General features: G+C 55.5%; 17 protein-coding genes. 4 read left to right on the top strand and 13 right to left on the bottom strand.

Annotation, left to right across the window (positions count from 1 at the left end; all coding sequences use genetic code 11):
* Window positions 1-246: 246 nt before the first annotated feature.
* Both ppsA and cls read right to left on the bottom strand, forming a co-directional pair.
* On the bottom strand, window positions 247-2,862 hold the full coding sequence (gene ppsA / locus GXP70_RS08235; RefSeq protein ID WP_162356006.1) for a phosphoenolpyruvate synthase: 2,616 nt from the start codon (window positions 2,860-2,862) through the stop codon (window positions 247-249).
* Between the two features lie 839 nt (window positions 2,863-3,701).
* Complete coding sequence (cls, locus tag GXP70_RS08230; RefSeq protein ID WP_162356005.1) at window positions 3,702-5,129, bottom strand: cardiolipin synthase; 1,428 nt, start codon at window positions 5,127-5,129, stop codon at window positions 3,702-3,704.
* Between the two features lie 151 nt (window positions 5,130-5,280).
* Between cls and GXP70_RS08225 the strand changes: the two genes are divergently transcribed.
* Window positions 5,281-5,502: a hypothetical protein gene (locus GXP70_RS08225; protein WP_162356004.1), complete on the top strand. Its 222-nt coding sequence runs from the start codon at window positions 5,281-5,283 to the stop codon at window positions 5,500-5,502.
* Between the two features lie 94 nt (window positions 5,503-5,596).
* Here GXP70_RS08225 and GXP70_RS08220 read toward each other — a convergent pair whose 3' ends face one another.
* From GXP70_RS08220 to GXP70_RS08200, 5 genes are all read right to left on the bottom strand, one after another.
* Window positions 5,597-6,391 carry an ABC transporter permease gene (locus GXP70_RS08220; RefSeq protein WP_162356003.1) on the bottom strand — a complete coding sequence of 265 codons (795 nt, stop codon included), beginning with the start codon at window positions 6,389-6,391 and terminating at the stop codon, window positions 5,597-5,599.
* A complete protein-coding gene (locus tag GXP70_RS08215) occupies window positions 6,384-7,319 on the bottom strand; it encodes an ABC transporter ATP-binding protein (protein WP_162356002.1) in 936 nt (311 codons plus the stop codon). The genes GXP70_RS08220 and GXP70_RS08215 overlap by 8 nt, the downstream gene beginning before the upstream one ends.
* Window positions 7,320-7,479: 160 nt before the next feature.
* Complete coding sequence (locus tag GXP70_RS08210; RefSeq protein ID WP_162356001.1) at window positions 7,480-7,728, bottom strand: hypothetical protein; 249 nt, start codon at window positions 7,726-7,728, stop codon at window positions 7,480-7,482.
* 265 nt (window positions 7,729-7,993) lie between these two features.
* The gene (locus GXP70_RS08205) at window positions 7,994-8,461 is read right to left on the bottom strand and encodes a PilZ domain-containing protein (protein ID WP_162356000.1); all 468 of its coding nucleotides are present in this window, start codon (window positions 8,459-8,461) and stop codon (window positions 7,994-7,996) included.
* An 80-nt stretch (window positions 8,462-8,541) separates the two neighbouring features.
* Window positions 8,542-9,495, bottom strand: coding sequence for an LCP family glycopolymer transferase (locus GXP70_RS08200; protein WP_225442720.1), 954 nt, complete (start codon window positions 9,493-9,495; stop codon window positions 8,542-8,544).
* 203 nt (window positions 9,496-9,698) lie between these two features.
* Here GXP70_RS08200 and GXP70_RS08195 point away from each other — a divergent pair, with 203 nt between their 5' ends.
* The 3 genes from GXP70_RS08195 to GXP70_RS30165 all read left to right on the top strand — a co-directional run bounded on the left by GXP70_RS08195 (window position 9,699) and on the right by GXP70_RS30165 (window position 12,415).
* Entirely contained in the window at window positions 9,699-10,130 is a 432-nt protein-coding gene (locus GXP70_RS08195) for a VanZ family protein (protein ID WP_162355999.1), read from the top strand.
* Between the two features lie 122 nt (window positions 10,131-10,252).
* Entirely contained in the window at window positions 10,253-12,202 is a 1,950-nt protein-coding gene (locus GXP70_RS08190; protein ID WP_162355998.1) for an asparagine synthase-related protein, read from the top strand.
* A gap of 33 nt (window positions 12,203-12,235) precedes the next feature.
* On the top strand, window positions 12,236-12,415 hold the full coding sequence (locus tag GXP70_RS30165) for a paeninodin family lasso peptide (protein WP_162355997.1): 180 nt from the start codon (window positions 12,236-12,238) through the stop codon (window positions 12,413-12,415).
* A 183-nt stretch (window positions 12,416-12,598) separates the two neighbouring features.
* Here the strand turns inward: GXP70_RS30165 and GXP70_RS08180 are convergent, their stop codons facing one another.
* From GXP70_RS08180 to GXP70_RS30265, 6 genes are all read right to left on the bottom strand, one after another.
* Window positions 12,599-13,810 carry a copper amine oxidase N-terminal domain-containing protein gene (locus tag GXP70_RS08180; protein WP_162355996.1) on the bottom strand — a complete coding sequence of 404 codons (1,212 nt, stop codon included), beginning with the start codon at window positions 13,808-13,810 and terminating at the stop codon, window positions 12,599-12,601.
* A 353-nt stretch (window positions 13,811-14,163) separates the two neighbouring features.
* A complete protein-coding gene (locus GXP70_RS08175) occupies window positions 14,164-15,975 on the bottom strand; it encodes an ABC transporter ATP-binding protein (RefSeq protein WP_192043516.1) in 1,812 nt (603 codons plus the stop codon).
* Between the two features lie 11 nt (window positions 15,976-15,986).
* The gene (locus GXP70_RS08170) at window positions 15,987-16,472 is read right to left on the bottom strand and encodes a lasso peptide biosynthesis B2 protein (RefSeq protein ID WP_225442719.1); all 486 of its coding nucleotides are present in this window, start codon (window positions 16,470-16,472) and stop codon (window positions 15,987-15,989) included.
* 40 nt (window positions 16,473-16,512) lie between these two features.
* Window positions 16,513-16,800 carry a lasso peptide biosynthesis PqqD family chaperone gene (locus tag GXP70_RS08165; RefSeq protein ID WP_162355994.1) on the bottom strand — a complete coding sequence of 96 codons (288 nt, stop codon included), beginning with the start codon at window positions 16,798-16,800 and terminating at the stop codon, window positions 16,513-16,515.
* Window positions 16,787-17,725: an HPr kinase/phosphorylase gene (locus GXP70_RS08160; protein WP_162355993.1), complete on the bottom strand. Its 939-nt coding sequence runs from the start codon at window positions 17,723-17,725 to the stop codon at window positions 16,787-16,789. Before GXP70_RS08160 ends, GXP70_RS08165 begins: the two co-directional genes overlap by 14 nt.
* 84 nt (window positions 17,726-17,809) lie before the next feature.
* On the bottom strand, window positions 17,810-17,995 hold the full coding sequence (locus GXP70_RS30265) for a paeninodin family lasso peptide (RefSeq protein WP_162355992.1): 186 nt from the start codon (window positions 17,993-17,995) through the stop codon (window positions 17,810-17,812).
* Window position 17,996 lies beyond the last annotated feature (1 nt).

The following is a 17,996-nucleotide window of genomic DNA, read 5'->3' as shown; positions in this document are numbered from 1 at the left end:
AGGGAAGCACAGCGCCAGGGGTTGTCCTCCTAGCGTACGCAGTACATAGCAACATCCCGATTAAGAGGCGAAAGGACCTCGACATCCACGGCAATGCGGATGTTGAGGTCCTTTATGTTGAGGTCCTTTCTCTTCGAATATAATCTCTCCCACGATTGAACAGCCCCCGATGCCGCCGGCGAATGCCGCTGCTTCACCGGGACTTATGCCATCGCCGCTATCGGCGCTCCATCAGTTGGCGGGGATTTAGGACAAAAGTTCAATATATCCTTCCGTTCCATGCACGCGAATGCGCTGCCCGTCCCGGATCCTTCTGGTCGCTTGCTCGACGCCGACAACCGCCGGCAAGCCATACTCCCGCGCAATAACCGCGCCATGGGTCATCAGGCCGCCGACCTCGGTGACGAGTCCTTTAATGGATACGAACAACGGCGTCCAGCTCGGATCGGTGAACGCGGTTACGAGAATATCGCCATCCTCCAGGTTCGCCTCCGCCATGTCGAGTATGACGCGCGCCCGCCCCTCGATGACGCCGGACGAAACGGGCAGGCCTGCGATCGCTCCCGCCGGCAGGTTCTCCCTTTTGTACGAGCCCGTAATGATTTCGCCGTCGGACGTGATCACGCGCGGCGGCGTAAGCTTGTCGTATACCTTGTACTCCTCCTTGCGATTGGCGATGATCCGCTCATCCAGCCGCTGCGTGCGTACGACTTCATGAAGCTCCTCGAAGGTCAGAAAGTAGATATCTTCTATCGCCTGAATCGCGCCGGCCTGCACGAGCCGAGCGGCTTCTTGCAGCATGGCCTGCTTATACGCGAAATAGCGGCTGACATAGGCATACTTCGGATATTCCCGATAACCGATGAAATTCCGGACGAGGTCGATCTTCTCCTTCGTCTCCCGGGCCTTCTGCCCGCCATCCGGCAATTGCCGCAATCGGGCCAGCAACTCCCGCTCCTTGTTCAACGCTTCGGCTCGCCCCTGCTCGAATTTCCGCTTGCTCTCCCGAGGCTCGAAATGTCTGACATTGCCCAGAATCAACGGAATAAGCGTTGCCGGGTTCTCGCTCCAACGCGTGCGCGTGATATCGATTTCCCCTGCGCACCGCATCCCGTATTTGTCGAGATAAGCCGTAATCGCATCCCGGGCTTCCCGTCCGCCTTCGAGCCGGGCCAGTTCATCCAGGAAGCTATCGCCCTTCGCATGCTCCAAGAAGGCAACGACTTCCGGATAAGGCCGAATGGCATCCGCGACATCCAGCAGCGCCAGCCCCATCTCCGAGGTAACGTTGTGCGGCACGGACTGGGACAGCATATCGGCGGCGTTCTTCTCTCCCAGCCATTTCTCCATCTGCTCATTGATCCAGAACGATGCATTCATGGCCGTCATAAACACGGCCGTGCTCCGCGGATCGAACAGGATCTTCTTAAGCTCCTGCATATCTTCAATAATAAAGTCAAACAGCTCCGGCCCGGTTTTGGCGCGGATGCCGCGTTTGAGCGCTTCGATCGAAGCTTGGGTGCGATTCATCAGCTCGGTCACGATCGTCGGGTCGTTATCGAATGGCTCCGGCGTTCGCATGAAAGCAGGCTGCCTGCCTTGGCCCCCGGCGCCTGGGCCTGGTTGATCGTCGGGCAGCAGCGGGATGAATTCGCGCGCAATGACCGTCTCGATCGCGTCCCGGGTCAGCGGATCGGATTGCCCCATGGCATGGAGCATCTTGGCTCTGCTGGCAGACGAAGACAGCATCGCCGTCGCATCGACGAACAGCCTGCCGCCGGCCTTACGCATCGGCGCCGGCGTCAGCAGCAGATAGAACGACAATCCGAGCGGCTTCATGGGATCGGTCATCATTTGCTGATGGCCTACGGATAAGTAGATGCGATTGGCTTGATCGTTCGCTTCCGGGATCGGGAATAATGTCGTGATCGGCCTGCTCTGAACCATATGGAAGACATCGTCGGCCAGACACCATTCCATATCCTGCGGGCAGCCGAAATACGCTTCGATCCGCCTGCCGATGTCTGCCAGCCGTACGATCTGTTCATCCGTCAGCGTCTGCGCATGCCGCCGTTCGGGTTCGATCGGGCGCGTCTCCGTTCCGCCTTCCGCGCATCCGTAGATCGCCATTTCCTTGGCCGCGATTCGTTTGTCGACGATCCGCCCTTCCTCCACGCGATAACAATCGGCGGACACCAGGCCGGAAACCAAGGCTTCGCCAAGTCCGAAGCCGGCATCGATCGTCAGCCGCTTGCGGCTGCCGGTCAGCGGATCGGCGGTGAATAAAATGCCCGACGCTTGCGGGAAAACCATCCGCTGTACGAGAACGGAAATATACACCTGCCCGTGGTCGATTCCGTTCTGCATCCGGTAGACGACCGCGCGATCCGTGAACAGGGATGCCCAGCATTTGCCGATATGCTGCAGAATAGCCGCTCTGCCGACGATATTCAGATAGGTGTCCTGCTGTCCGGCGAACGAGGCATGCGGTAAATCTTCGGCCGTCGCGCTGGAACGCACGGCATACGCGTATTCCTCGCCGCAGCGGGCGAGATAGCGGGTAACGGCTTCCTCCACATCGGAAGGGATAGAAGCTTCCCTAATAAGCTCCCTGAGCTGGCCGCTGATCTCGCCGACTTGTTCCAGATCAACGGCCTTCAGCGCGGCGAGCCGGTCCAGCAGCGCCCGATAGGCTGCGTTATGCTCGAAGGCTGCCCGGTATCCGGCCGTCGTGACGCAAAATCCTTCCGGCACCTGGATACCATGGATCCTGGATAATTCCGCGATATTGGCCCCTTTGCCGCCGACGAGCTGAAGCTGCGACCGTTCGATCTCTTGAAAGCCGAGTGCCAACGCATTCATTCCGCATCTCTCCTAACCGTGAAATAAAAACCGTTTGACAGACTTTGCGCCGACATGATACAATTAAATTGTAAGATGAACTAACTATGTCTATAGGTTTTAATATAAACATGCGTTTTGATTATATCATGTACCTGTCGATTTGCAATACCTGATTACAATTCACTTGATAATACACTTGATTTCATTCGCTTGAGTGACATCCGCTTGATTGATATTCATTATGATTACCATAAACAAGAACCTGGACATGTTGTCCAGGTTCTTCAATTTGTTGAGAACCATACGTCTGCTTCGGGCAGGCTCGCGGCAACCCACGTCCTGGAGCACGAACAGCTCCTGTCGGCGCTTCGCCGGCATGGCATGGATGGCTGTTACCGCTTCGAACCAGCCGGCTTCATGACGGCCGGTTCACGATACGTCCGCCGATGCAAGGAAGCGGACAGGAGATCCGTTATTCGCTGCTTGATCACGTTTTTTCATGTGCTGGCGGACAAGAGATCCGCTATATCAGCTGATTATCCTGTTTTCGGTACCGTACGGTCACATTAACGGATCCTGTGTCCGTTCGCCTACCCGAATAGACTGATTTGGCCAAAATAACGGAACCTCTGTCCTTCGAGTCTTAGAGGGGATTCGTTCCTTTCCATACATGCGGCACATGCGGCGTCGAACTTTCTCTACAATCTGATCTCTTCGCGCGGTCTGGCTTGTCTAGAGTCAAAACGCCCCCGTCATCCGCCCCCAACAGGCTGACGTCTGTGTTTAGTACCGTCAGCCGCGACGCCGCGACGCCGATGCCGTCTCCTTCCCGCAAGCGCAAGCACGCTTGCCATCCGCTACAAGAGCGGCGACAACATTCGGGCGACGACCTGGCCTGCCTTCTGCCGAAGCGGGCGCCGCTGAAAATGCGACCGGTTCACTTCCTCGCACTGCGCCGTATCCGCCCAGAAATCATCCTCCAGCCGGCGGATCGCCTGATCGTCGAACAGCAGCGCGTTAATTTCGAAGTTGCTGAAGAAGCTGCGCATATCCATGTTCGCGGTGCCGACCGACGCCAGCAGCCCGTCGACGATCAGCACCTTGGCATGCACGAACCCGCGATGGTAGCGGTAGACGCGCACGCCGGCACTCAGCAGCTCTTCCACGTACGACAGCGTCGCGAACAGCACGAGCTTCGTATCCGCTATGTACGGGATAATGATTCGCACGTCCACGCCGCTCAGAGCCGCCGTGCGCAGCGCCATCAGCACGCTCGGATCCGGGATGAAATACGGCGTCGTAATGTAGATGCGCGTCTTCGCGACCGCGATGGCCGTGAACACGCATTCCAGAATGGCGGCGTCCTTGCTGTTCGGCCCGCTGGCGATGATCTGCACCTGCTCCTGGCCGCTGCACTGGTGCACCGGCATATAGGCTTGCCCGGACAGCCGCTTCTTCGCGGTGAACCACCAATCCTGCATGAACACTTCCTGCAGGAAATAGACCGCGTCGCCGCTTACTTGCAGATGCGTGTCGCGCCAGAAGCCGAGCTTCGGGTTGCCGCCGAGGTATTCGTCGCCGATATTAATGCCGCCGACGAAGCCGACCAGCCCGTCGACGACGAGGATTTTGCGGTGATTGCGATAATTCATCCGTTTGTTGAAGAACGCCACCCGCGCCTGCAGGAAGCATGCCGTCTCGATGCCCGCCTCTTGAAGCTCGCGGATGTAGGCGGCAGGCAGCTCCAGGCTGCCCAGCCCGTCATAGATCACGCGCACCTCGACGCCTTCGCGCGCCTTGCGGACGAGCGCCTCCTTCACCTTCCGTCCGATCCCGTCATCGCGAATCGTATAGAACTCGACATGAATATGATGCCGCGCGCTCTCGATCGCCGCCAGCATCGCCTCGTACGTTGCCGCGCCGTTCGTCAGCACCTTCGTTTCGTTGCAGCCCGTGATCGGCGAGAACGTCATGCTCTGCAGCATATCGTACAGCCGCTCCTGATGCCGGAACTGCTGGCCGCGCATATCCTCCAGCCGGTTCACCAGCCGGCAGCGCATGAGCGCCTGCAGCTTGGCCACTTCCGCGACGACGCCTCTTCTGCGCAGCGTCCGTCTCCGCCGGTACTCCTGCGCCAGGAAGTAATACATGACGAATCCGATGATCGGCAGCACGAACAGAATGAGCAGCCACGCGACGGTTTTGGAAGGGCGCCGGAATTCCAGCACGAGAATCGTCGCGATTTGAAAGATGAATACGATCAGAATGATGAATGCCCAAATCATTGCGTCCCTCCCCGCCTTCTTGCCGGCGTACGTCCCTCTAGCTTTCGCAGCCGCTGCTGGGCGTATGCATCAATCAAGGCATGTTTTACCACGGCTTGGAATAAATAGCTAGTAGCACCTTACCACCGCAGGAAGGAGGATGAATCGAGCGATGTTCAGAGATGCCGGGAGAAGCGAATACGCCGAGACGTCCATCGGACCGGGAACGCATGCGGAAGGCCAGGACGGAGGGGTCTACAACGGCAATTGTCGCATGGAGCGCCAAACGGAATCCAGGACGCGTCATCCTCTGCAGGAGGGTGATCCGCTCCAGCCTCCGCACCAGCAGGCCAAGGAGAACGCCGGCAAGGAGAAAACCCGGCAAGCCGGGTAACCGCACGAAGAAAGGGAGCGCCGGCCGTACGAATGACGGCTGACGCTCCCTCTTTCATATTATTCGAACGCCTCTTTTATTCGAATGCATCGTTCTACGACGCCACGTCCCGCCGATTGAAGACGAGCCAGGTAATGCCGACGAAGACGATATAATAGCCTGCCAGCACGGCAAGCGAGAAACCGAGCGTCAAGTCGTGGGCGATTTCGCTGCTGCTCAAATACTGCTTCAAATTCAAGTGCAGGAACAGCAAGTATTCGACCCACTTGTAGTCCAGCATCGCAAGCAGGCCGCTTGCGACCATGCCGAAGAAATAGATGAACATCGACAGCCCGATCGCGAGCCCGCCGCTGCGGAACAACGTCGAGAGCATGAAGCTGAACGTCACGATCATGATGAGCCCGAGATAGTCCAGCACGTACACTTGCATCATGTAACTGAACGGGCCGGAGTTGTTCAATACGCCGAGCGCCGCGTTCGCCGTCTTGGCGTCGCCGTAGCCGAACAGAAGCAAGTTCAGCACGAACGAACTGAGCAGCATGAGCACGGACAGGAGCAGCGCGAAGATCAGCAGCGCGATGTACTTGGAAAGCAGGATTTTGGAACGGCTCCACGGCCGGATCAGCAGCAGCTTGATCGTGCCCGACGAGAACTCGCCCGCCACGCTTTCGGCGGAGACGACGACGGTGAAGATCGTAATGAGCAGATACGTGAACGACTCGATATTGCTCATCACGCTCCACATGTTCCCCGTGCCTTTGTCGAACGACTTGCTCAAAATGCTGACCAGGATGACGATCCCCAGGATGATGCCGATCATGATCCAGGTTCCGATGCGCCGGTAAATCTTCATATTCTCGTTGCGGACCAGCTGCAAGAAATTATACAATCGGATTCCCTCCCGTCATCTCGAGGAACTGGTCCTCGAGCGATTTGTTCAGGACGCGAATCCCGTATACGTTAATTCCCGCGCCGACGAGCTCCGCATTGATGCGCGCCACCGTATCCCGGTCCGCCCGCACAAGCGCCCCTTCGTCCATCCGCGCCGCTTCGTGCTTCGCGAGCAGCGCCACGGCGTCGTCCGGCCGGTCCACCTCGAACAGCACGGGACCGCTCTCTTCGGCCAGCTGCGCGCCGGTCTGGATCGTCCGCACATCGATCAGCCTGCCGCTCTGAATGATCGCGACCCGGTCGCACATCAGCTCCATCTCGCTGAGCAGATGGCTGGAGACGAAGACGGCGATGCCTTCTTCCTTGGCGAGCTTGCGCAAATAATCGCGCAGCTCGCGAATGCCCGCCGGATCGAGACCGTTGGTAGGCTCGTCCAGAATGAGCAGCGACGGCTTGTGCATGATCGCCTGCGCCACGCCCAGCCGCTGGCGCATGCCGAGCGAATACGTCTTCACTTTATCATGGATGCGATCCTTCAGCCCGACCAGTTGAATGACTTCGTCGATCCGCTGCGTCGTAATGCCCGGCACCATCCGGGAGAAGTGCAGCAGGTTCTGAAACCCGGTCAAATATTTGTACATCTCCGGGTTCTCGACGATCGCCCCGACATGCCGGATCGCCTGCTCGTAATCCTCGCGAATGCTGTGCCCCTCGATCAGCACGTCGCCCTTCGTCATCTTCATCAATCCGACCATCATACGGATCGTCGTCGTCTTGCCGGAGCCGTTCGGTCCGAGGAAGCCGAGCACTTCCGCGCGCGGAATGTCCAGCGTCAATCCGTCGATAATCGTCCGTCTGCCGATCACCTTCGACAGCTGCTGAAGCCTGACGATCGGCTGCTCGTCCGAAACGCTTCCATACGTCATCGTTGCACCCCCATTATCCGCGGAAAATCTATTTTTCCTGCGCCTTATCCCCATCAGTATAACGGATGAAGGGGGCGATTGGAAGGCGTTGGGAGCGCAGCGCTGGGCGCACGCCTGCCGGAAGCCGATCGAAATGCGCGCGCTTCGTTACGCGAGGGCGCTAGATGAACGCGAACATCGGCTCCTCCGCGTCGTCCCTGCCGTATTCGTCGAATGCCGCGCGCTTGTTCCTTTCAGGCCGGTTCACGTTTTGAAAGGGATGCGGCGCAGACGGCGTCCGCATGCACGCCGTGCAGCAGCCGAGCGGGTACTCGATCCGGTAGAAGCCGGTTAAGAACAGCTTCTCCGCCTCCTGAAGATTCAACATTTCGCCGCAGCATACGCAATAGAATTGTTGCTTGTTGACCATAATTCGCTCTCCTTTCCAAATCGACAACGTTGTATATGTATATACCTTTTGTATCAAAATATGAATATGTTGTTACAATTCGTATCGTGATCAGAATATGACAAATCTCGCGCCCTGTCAATACGATAACCGACAATTGCGACAGATTTTTCAAAATAATTCCCGATCCTGCGCCAATTCTGTCATGTATACGCTTACACATCTGGTCATTTAGCCTCTTCGCCCCGTGTGCCACGTCCTTTCGGAGCAAAGAAAAAAGGGATTTTCATCCCTTCTGATCGAACTTCATGGATCGAATGACGGCGTTCGCGCCGCCCATCATCCGTTCGTAGAGCTGATGGATACGGCGGTAGTTCGGCTGCATCTGCCCGATATACGCCAGCAGCGCAATCCGGATCGCCTTCTGGATATGATCGTCCGGAATGAATTCAATGCCATAGGCATATAAATTGTCCTCCTTGCGGCGCCAGACGACGTGTCCGAGCAGCGACAGCTCCCACTGGCAGATCGACGTCTCGATATGCAGCACGTAATCGGAATTGACGGGGAACCGCAGATGCGAATGGCATTTGAAGCCCGTCGGGCTCAGATCGTCCAGCAGCACAGGCGTATAGCTCGACTGAAAGCCCTCCCCGAAGACGCTTACGATCGATACCTTCGCCTTGATATTGCCGCGGAGTTTAATTCGAATCTGGCTGCGGGGATGCGGTGCTTGCCTGCTTTCGTTTCCCATATTGTAACGCCCCTTTATAGATTTTGATACGATTCGTATCTTATATGGCATAGCTGTTCCGCGAAAAGCGACTCTGCCGCCTAATTCAACATATGCCCCTTAATGAGCCCCTGAATCCGATCGCGCTCGGCATCGTCGACGATGTAGTACCAGATGCCGTCGATCGTTCGTCCCTTGCCCTGCACTTCCGCCGAATCGATCGACTTGATTGCCGGCCTGTAATCGATGGCAAAGCGTTTCATATCGCCAAACGGTATATTCGTCCTGACACTGTCGCCCAGCTTGCCGAGCAGGGAATGAATATGGGTAATGGAAGACAAGTTCAAGGCCTGATTCATGAGCGCCTGCAGAATATCGCGCTGCCTCGTATTGCGTCCCAGGTCGCCGTGCGGATCGTCATACCGCATCCGGGAATAGAGCAGCGCCTCTTCGCCATTCAATGAGAGATGCCCCCGTTCAAAATGATGCTTGAGGTAGTCGAACGCGAACGGATTGTCTACCTCTACGCCCCCGACGGCATCGATCAGCTTCTCGAAGCCTTCCATATTCACTTTCACGTAATAATCGATCGGGTAATCGATGAAGTTCTCGACCGTAGCGACGGACATCGGAACGCCGCCGAACGCGTAGGCATGGTTGATTTTGTCGGTCGTGCCGCGTCCGACGATCGCCGTGCGCGAATCCCGGGGGATGCTGAGCATGAAGGCCGAATGCTTGGCCGGGTTGACCGTCATCACGACAATCGTGTCCGAGCGCCCGCTGTCTTGTTCCCGCTGGTCCACGCCAAGCAGCAGGACGGTGAACGCCCGTAATTTGCCCGGTAACGGCGCAGCCTCCGGTTTCTTCGGTACGCTCGCGTCCTTGCTCACGCGCATCGGCGTAATCCGCTCGATTGGTTCGTACATCCGATCGGCCGTTGATTTAACGGAGTGGTACACATACCAGACGAGACTGCCGGTCAGAATCGCGAGCGCGACCGCGGCGATACCGGTCCACAGCAATAGACGCTTGATCGAAGGTTTCGGAGGTTTCATGGTTCAAGACTCCTTACGGACGGTTATAAAAGAAGTTCAAGGTCCCTATTCGCAGCTTCCATTTCATAACCCGCTTGCATGATACATATTGTATCATTATAATTAACAATACCTTTTCTTTTCGCCTCTTGTCAATCTTTTCTAGCGCATTCGATCAACGTCTCATACCTGTCATACCTGAAAATCATTCAAGGATGTGGAGCATGTTCAGAGCCGCAATCGCCATGCTGTGGTGCGTATTTTTGTTCGTTTGCACCTGCACGCAAAATTTCAAGCTAATGGTCATATACAGGTACATTCATTTTAGATTCAATCCGCATCCGGATTGGCATCAAATCTTGATCGTTCCAAGCGAAGATATTATTTACAGCCATACGAATTGGTATCTGCTCCAGAAAGCAGGACACTTCCTCGGCTTCGCGATCTTGTCCGCGATGCTGTATAAGCCAGGGAGATCGTACGGCATCGTGTTGGCGATCGGTTATGCGATCGTCACGGAAGTGCTCCAGCTCTATTTCTCCCGTGACGGCCGGATTGTGGATGTGTGCATCGACACCGCCGGTATCCTGCTAGCCTATCTATTGCTGAGAGCCTATGGTTCCAAACGATCCGTTCCTCTTCCTCCCCCGCGATAGTTTCAAAAATATGCGCCTAAATGTATCTTTTTTTAAAAAGAAATTGATACATACTGTTTCTTTTTCTATAAATACTCGTTATAATAAACTCAAATGTCTACAATTCGTATCAGGAGGAACCCATGAGCTTAATTGCCGGCATCGTGAACGATAGGGATTCGTCTCCGAATGATTTACGCGAGAACGGTCTGCTGCTGATGCAGGCCATGCGCGATTACCCCGCTGACGATGCGCGGCACTGGCATGACGAGTCCGCGTTCCTGGGTTGTCACGCCCAGTGGATCACGCCTCAATCCGTTTACGAGAAGCTTCCTTGCTATAACGAGTCTCTCGACCTCGCCATTACGGCGGATGCCATCCTTGATAACCGGGATGCGTTATGCAATCGGTTCCAGATCGAATCGTCCCGAAGGGACGCGTTGACGGACAGTGAATTAATCGTCATGGCCTACGAACGCTGGGGAACCGAAGCGCCGAAATATCTGATCGGCGATTATGCGTTCATGATTTGGGACAGGAAGCAGAAGCGCTTGTTCGGCGCGCGCGACCTGGCCGGGAACCGTACGCTGTACTACCATTACGATCGGCGGAGCTTGACATTCTGCACGGCGATCGCACCGCTTCTGGCGCTGCCTTCCATCAAGCAAGGGCTGAATGAAAGCTGGTTATCCGCGTTCCTGGCCATCAATGCGCCGATTGATTCCGTCGATGTATTCGCGACAGCCTACCGCAATATTCTCCAAATCCCTCCCGGCCATAGCTTAATCTCGGCGAACGGCAGGTTGACGCTATCGAAGTACGATTCGCTGGTCGTATCCGACCAGAAGCTGTCGCTCCCTTCCGATGGCGATTACGAGGAAGCTTTTCGAGAGGTGTTCGGCCAGGCAGTAGCCTCCAGGCTTCGCACCTTCAAGCAAGTCGGCGCCACGTTAAGCGGCGGGCTCGATTCCGGCAGCGTAGTCAGCTTCGCGGCCAGCGCATTGCGGAATGAAGGCAAGACGCTGCATACCTACAGCCATGTTCCGGCTGCCGATTTCCAGGACTGGACGGCCCGTCACTTGATGGCCGACGAAAGACCCTTCATTCAAGAAACGATTCGCCATGTCGGCAATATCCAAGACAATTACTTGGACTCCCAGGGGCAGAGCCCGTTCACGGAAATCGACGAATGGCTGAATATCATGGAATCGCCCTATAAGTTCTTCGCGAATTCCTTCTGGATTCGAGATATCTATCGTACGGCCAGGCAGCAAGGCATGGGGGTTCTATTAACCGGAGCACGAGGAAACAGCTCGATTTCATGGGGTTCCGTCACCCAGTACTGCGCGCATCTGCTCAAGACGATGAGATGGATCCAGTTCTACCGGCAAGCTACGTTATTCAGCAGACAGATGAGAATCCGAAGATCGCAGCTCCTGCCGAACATCGGAAAATACGCGTTTCCGTTCGTGAATAAACTGTCCTTTGCCGAAGCCGGCGACAAAGAGGATTTTCCGCAGTTAATAAACCCGGATTTCGCTGCAAGAACGCAAATTTACAACACGCTGAAGGACCACCAGCAGCTGCTCACAGAGTCGCCTCGGAATATAACGGACGAAAGGCAATTTTTCTTCAATAATTTAGCCATTCTTAATATGCAAGGCACTTCAGGCGCCAAGCTATCATTAAAATACGGCATATGGGAGAGAGATCCGACTTGCGATCCGAGAGTCGTCCGCTTCTGCCTCTCGCTTCCCATCGAACAATTCGTGCTCAACGGCGTAAGCCGTTCGCTCATTCGAAGAGCGACCGACCAATACTTGCCGGATAAAGTAAGATGGAACCAACGCGTGAAAGGCTTCCAAAGCGCGGACTGGGTTCATCGCATGACCCCCGTCCGGAGCGCGTTCATCCAAGAGCTTCATGACCTGTGCAACGACTCAGCGGCTTCCGAATACTTGAATATCCCTCAGATCAGAAGCTCGCTCACGGAAATCGAACGGCAGCCCTTTCAACCCGAGCTTGCCATGAACTCGAATATGATCTATTTAATGCGAAGTCTCGTTGTCTATCGCTTTTTACGCAAATTTTAACGCTCCGACTTGCTGAAGGGAGGTGAACACACGATGAAGAAAGTATGGCAAACACCGCAGGTGGAAGTGCTGAACGTCAGAGAAACGATGCTTGGCGACGGCTGGAAACATACCGACTGGACCTACATTGGCGGCCATCTGGATGTCGACCAATACAATTCCAATCCTAGTGGCAACACTGGGCCAATCCCTGCTGAATACTACGGCTCCTAATCCTGTCCCATACTTAAGAAGACCAGCTCCCGTACATGACGCGTACGTGAGCTGGTCTTCCCCATTTGATCCACCTAATCCGACACAAAAAAAGCCCATAACATGCACGCGTTTTGCAACGCGTTCATCTTATGGGCTTGTGGCTTAGCTTGGAACGTTATCCCCGAATTGCAGGCAGGCGCATTACAGCTTCTCCGAAGCGATCGTCTGGCTAACCGGATTGATCGTCCAATTGCCGTTCTTATCCTGGTTGACTTGAAGCAGCATAGTCACCCGTTTGTTCAGATAGTCGGAAGCCGACTTCTTCTCCGACGTTTGCACGACGTATACATAAGCCGTGCCGGCTTGATAGTACACGATGCGCTTCACTTCGTTCGTGAACTTGATATCGTACGACTTGAAGAACGCCGTCGTCGTATCCGTCAATTGCTTCTTGAAGCTCGCGTCTCCGCCGTAAGTCGCAGCCAGATCGGCGACCTTCTCCGCGTTCAATGCAGTCTCGTTCGCATTAATGACGGCCAGGATGGCCGTCTTGTCGGCATCCGGAACGACAGCCTCCGCCAACCCGCTCGCATCCTTCGAATACGTGGTCGACTTCGTACGGAAGTCGTAGATTCTCCAGCCGCCGACTGCCGTACGGGTCAAGTCCGCTTCCATCATATCCACGCGATCCAGGAAGAAGCCGCTTCCTGTCGCCTTGGTCGTTACCTTATAGCTGATCGTCGCTTTATTGCCTTGCCAAGAATCGATCGCAATGTTCTCGAACGTGGATTCGGAACCCGGGAACGCAATGGCGGTCAGGCCGCTGTAATCGCTGCGAAGCGGAGATTTCGCATCGAACGTGGCCAGCAGATCGTCCAGCTTGCCTTCGACGGCCGCTTTCTTATTGCGGACCAGAAGCGACAGAATCGCATCCAGATCGCTCGCAGCCGGCTTCATGTACGTCAGCTTGACGATTCTGGAAGACGGGATCCATTCTACGTTGAGGCCCGATGCTTCGGCGATGAAGCGAATCGGCACTAACGTACGTCCCCGAATGAGAATCGGCTTCGGCGGCTCCGGCGGCTGTTTCGTGAATTTCCCGCCATTGATGGTCATCTCATTCGTGAGCAAATTAATGACAATCGACGTCGAAGGAGATTGCCCGGTTACGATTCTCGTGGCCGAATCGTACTTCACCGTATAGCCCAACGCTTCGAAGATGCCGCGGAAGCCCGCATATACCGTCCCCCCCGTTAAGAAGGGATGCACGTCGAACGGGATTTCGTCATCCTCGAGATAGGTTCGGATATAACCGGGATCGTCGTTCGTCGCCGCCATGCTCACCGAAGCAAACGAGAATAACATGACCGCTGCAAGCAATAATGCAACCAGCGTCTTGCGTTTGTTCATCATTCAATCTCCTCCATCTCCTCGTTCTCACCCTGTACCCATCGCATCTTTAGTCGCTATTCCGTTCATGGCTATTCAACCGCCTCGATTGTACAAAACCCCCTTATTGGTATTAATGCTAGATTATGTAATCCTATACCAGCATACCAGCAGTTTTCGGGTTGGAATAGCGATTAAAGCCCTATATTGCATGAAAAAAATGGATGATTCCAGGTAGAATATCACGCCATATCCTGTTGCGTTATGATGTTTTTTGTAAAACGAAGGGTATTGTCTGATGCGCATGATCATGCGCATCGCAGCGTTATGTCTTTAGGCCCACCAGGCCATTTCACGCTGCCGCGCCGCCCCGATCGTTAATTCATGCCCGTACGCGTGGCCGGCTCCTGGAAGGCGAGCAGCTTCCCGAAAGTTCCTTTCGTCTCTGCAGCCAGCTGGGCGTATGCGCCCTGCTGAATGACTTCCCCGTTCTCCAGCACGATCACTTGATCGGCGTTGCGAATCGTCGAGAGACGGTGCGCGATGACGACGATCGTCATATTGCCCTTCAGCCGCTCGAGCGCCGTCTGGATAATCGCTTCGTTCTCGTTATCGAGTGCGCTGGTGGCCTCATCCAGAATGAGCACGGAAGGGTTCCGCAGTATCGCCCTCGCAAGCACGATGCGCTGCCGTTCGCCGCCGGACAAGCGTACCCCGCGGTCGCCGACGACCGTATCGAGTCCATTCGGAAGCTTGCTGACAAAATCATAGGAGGCAGCCAGATGAAGCGCCTGCCAGATTTGGCTCTCGCTTACGTTCGGCTGCACCAGCTGCATATTATCGCGAATGCTGGCATTGAACAGAAACGGCTCCTGCGAGACATAGCTGACGGATTGGCGGAATCCGGCTATGCTGCGTTCATCGAGCGACCGGCCATCGATGAAGACGCCCCCCTGCTCCGGCGTCAGCAGACCGATCAGGAGATCGACGAGCGTGCTCTTGCCGGCTCCGGATTTGCCGACGATCGCAGCCATGCTGTTCGCCGGGATCGACAGGGAAACCCCGCGAATCGTAAGCGCGCTATCCTTGTCGTAGCGGAAGGAGACGTTCCGGAATTCGATGCTGTCGCGAATCGTCATCGCATCCGGCTTGTCGGAAGCCATCTGGCTCCAGGCATCTCTCGCTTGCAAGCAGGCCGTCTTGATCTCGAATAATTTGGCGAATGCGGGAATGGACGTCGCGATCTGTTCGATCGTCCCTTGAAGCGAGGAGAACCGCGGCCACAAGCGGCCGAAAATCATAATAATCAGCATCAGCTGCCCCGCTGACACGTGAAGCACGTCGACGGACAGATAGACGAACGTAACGATCATGACCGATGATGCGATGCCGTAACGAAGCTGGCTCGTCGCTTGCAGCGCGGACAAATTGACCAGATTGCGCTCGATTTGCCTGCATATCGTCTTGAACCAGGCCAAATGCGAATATTCCAATGCGTTGCTCTTAATATCCTTGATGCCGTTGAACTGCTCGTTGACGCCTGCCAAATAATCCATGTGCAGCTCGGTCGTGCTGTCGCCGAGCGCCTTCGCATTGCGGACGAAGTGGCGGGAGAAATACGTGAAGCCAAGCCCGCAGCCCAGCACGATCAGCGTCAGCGGCCATGACAGAAGCAAAGCGAATCCGATCTGAATGAACGTAAAGGTGAGCGAGGTAATGAGCGTCAACGTCTGCGTCGTCCCTTGATTGACCCTTGCGAGCTCGGAGGTGAGAAGCGCGCTGAAATCCGATTTTCGGCGATGGATGAAGAACAGCCAGTTGGCTTCCATGATCGTCCGATAGGTATCCATGCGAAGGTATTTCATGAAGCGCTGCTGGATCGCGATGTTCTGGATCGTCTGTCTTCGTTTGAGAATCGCTTGCCCGATCACGACAGCGAGATAGACGCTCAAGACCAGCGGCAGCACCCACTGCTCCGGCAGCTGCTTCATCGTCCGGGATACCTCGGAGATGTATGGAATCTTGGACGTGTTCATATTCACGATGCCGACAATGCCCATGATCGGAACGAGCAAATACAGGCCGATTCCGTCCATGACGCTGATCAGCATCATGTTGAGCAGATTCCAGTACAGCCGTATGCCTTCCAGTTCATGCAGTTTGCGCAGATAAACGAATAATTGTTTCAACGCGGAGCCTCCTACCGTGATCGGGACAGCGCGCCCCCGTTCGAACGAGACCCGGCGGCGTTCTTCCCAAATAAGCGAATCATCGTGAACTGCGGGATTTCCGCTGCGCCCGTGACATAGATTCGTCCGCTTCTCACCCATGCATGGGCAATCAGCCTGCCATCGCCGTCCTTGGCGGTGCCCAGGTACAGCGTGCTTTCGATGCCGCGCCGCGCAAGCATGTTCATGGCCGCAAGCCCCCTGACCAGGCACTTGCTCTCCCACCAGGTATGTCGGCTGACGAGATGGAGCGCGTTGGAAATCCGGCGCATCACCGCTTCATCCGCCTCGTTATAGGCATACGTCGTTTCATGCGGCTGCAAATCCAGGTGTCTGACGACTTTCGAGAACGGCATCGCCTTGAGCAGACGCGCCCAGCCCAAGCAGAATACCGCTTCGACGATCAGCCATTTCATTTGGCGATTCATCTTCATGAAAAGTTTGATTTTGCCTCTCAACTCGCTCCCCGCCTTCTGTACAGTCGGCCGTCATCGGCCGTTATCCGTTTACGACAAGGCCTTCCTCCGCGAGGTTAGCCAGAAACGTCCGGACCTGCAGCTCGCATAATGCCGCGTCGATCTCATACTCCTCCGTCAGCGCGCCGACGATCTCGCCGATCGTTAGCGGCTGCTCGATCAGCTCCCATATCCGTCCGCCGACTTGGCCCAAATTATAGTACTTGCCGTTCGCGATGCTCATCATGACCGTATCGCCGTCCATCTTGCTGGCCAAATTCCCTTCCGCTCTGCCGATTGCCCGCTCATCATCAATTCTACCGTTCATCATTGGACTGCTCGCTCCTCGTAATGGTTTCTAATACTTGATCCACGATATCGTTGACCGTAAACGCATGCTCCGGACGGCGGATGCGATACATAGAAGGCGATTCAGCCAGTTTCGCGCAAGAGGAGAAATGCCACTGTTCCCGCTTGAGAAGCGGCACAAGACTCCCCCGGTACGTGTGAATCATTAACGTATGGATACGCGCTAATCCGGTAATCTCCGACACGGTCACCCGCTCGTCAGCCGTCTTCGCCAGCTCGAAAACGCCGGCCAGCCGAATCTCTTCGTCATGAAAGCAATCCACGACGGGAACCGCGAATTTCGTCTGCCGGTCGTACAGCGGCTGATAGCTGCCGTCCATGCCGAGGCCATCCAGACTGGCCTGCCATAATTTCTGCTGCGGATAGGCCGGAACGATGATCGAACCGCCATCCGTATTCTTGAGCGGGATCACATCGTCGCTCAATAGACGATAGCCGCGATGGATGAGCGCGGCAGCCAGCGTCGACTTGCCCGCCCCCGATTCGCCGACGAACGCGTATGCTCGGCCATGAACGACGATGGCGCTTCCGTGCAAAGGAATGAGCCCTCTCCTCATCAGCAGCAAGCCCATGCAAGTGCCTAATATATAGAGACGAATGAGATCGAAACTATCGTTATGGAACGGATGAACCGTAATACGACGTCCTCGGTCGACTTCGAATATTGCCGCTCCCGGTATGTACATCAATACGCAGTCGTCGAACATACCATAGTAGCCTTGATATTTGACGGCTTGCTCCCATCTATCGGTCAACTCGCCGATAACCACTTCAATATCCGTTTGCGATTCGACGAATTGCGTCGCCACGAGTTCGGGTAAGGCAATCTCGCTCGTGATATGCATGCCAAATGCCCAATAGTGCAATCGGTTCATCGTTTGTACCATCATCTATCCCCCTGGTGGAGTTCGGATGACCCTTATCCATCATGGATGGTATAAGGGCCCCGACCGACTTAAGTAAGATTGCTATTATGACGCAGAAGGCCCGCCGCCGCTGCCGCCTCCGAAGAACGAAAGCACGCTCTTCGGCTCGCTTGGATCGTCGACGTAATCATCCGCCGTCACGTAATCGACGTACTTGCTGCCTAGACCGGCCATTGTCATGCGAACATCCAACACCTCCAGTGCCGGCTGCTGCCAGGATTTCTTCGCCATA

This window comes from Paenibacillus lycopersici, assembly GCF_010119935.1.
In the GTDB taxonomy this organism is placed as follows: domain Bacteria; phylum Bacillota; class Bacilli; order Paenibacillales; family Paenibacillaceae; genus Paenibacillus_Z; species Paenibacillus_Z lycopersici.
This window is presented reverse-complemented; position numbering and strand designations above follow the sequence as displayed.